Source organism: Staphylococcus sp. HMSC14D10 (assembly GCF_001808125.1).
Classification (GTDB): domain Bacteria; phylum Bacillota; class Bacilli; order Staphylococcales; family Staphylococcaceae; genus Staphylococcus; species Staphylococcus haemolyticus.
Genome location: NZ_KV792260.1, coordinates 16,741 through 17,243, shown reverse-complemented (window position 1 = coordinate 17,243; position 503 = coordinate 16,741). Strand labels below are relative to the sequence as shown.

Annotated in this window: 4 tRNA genes; all 4 read left to right on the top strand. The window is 44.7% G+C overall.

Features of this window, described 5'->3' with window-relative positions:
* Positions 1–39: 39 nt before the first annotated feature.
* The 4 genes from HMPREF3134_RS08390 (at position 40) to HMPREF3134_RS08380 (ending at position 412) form a co-directional block, all read left to right on the top strand.
* Positions 40–113 (top strand) — tRNA-Cys (locus HMPREF3134_RS08390).
* Between the two features lie 8 nt (positions 114–121).
* Positions 122–195, top strand: a tRNA-Gly gene (locus HMPREF3134_RS08385).
* 14 nt (positions 196–209) lie between these two features.
* Positions 210–284, top strand: a tRNA-Gly gene (locus HMPREF3134_RS12240).
* 44 nt (positions 285–328) lie between these two features.
* Positions 329–412, top strand: a tRNA-Leu gene (locus HMPREF3134_RS08380).
* Positions 413–503 lie beyond the last annotated feature (91 nt).

The window sequence follows — 503 nt, the reverse complement described above, 5'->3', positions numbered from 1 at the left end:
CCGTCACGCGCTGGTTCGAATCCAGCTAGCCCAGTTATTGGCGGCATAGCCAAGTGGTAAGGCAGAGGTCTGCAAAACCTTTATCACCGGTTCAAATCCGGTTGCCGCCTCCATGCACGATGCGGGAGTAGTTCAATTTTAGAACACATTCCTTCCCGGAATGAGGTATAGGTGCAAGTCCTATCTTCCGCTCCATAATTCTTAATAATGCGGGAGTATTTCAACTTTTAGAATACGTTCCTTCCCGGAACGAGATATAGGTGCAAATCCTATCTTCCGCTCCATGTTTTTGCTTCCAAATGGAAGTTTTTTATTTATCAAAAATTGAGCCGGCGTGGCGGAATTGGCAGACGCGCGGGACTCAAAATCCCGTTCCTGTATTGGAGTGTCGGTTCGACCCCGACCGCCGGTATAATTCTTAATGTGGAAATGTTGTTTTAGCAACGTTTCCACTTTTTTTGTTTTTTAATTGGCTCTATAATAAATTGGACTGATGACTAAAA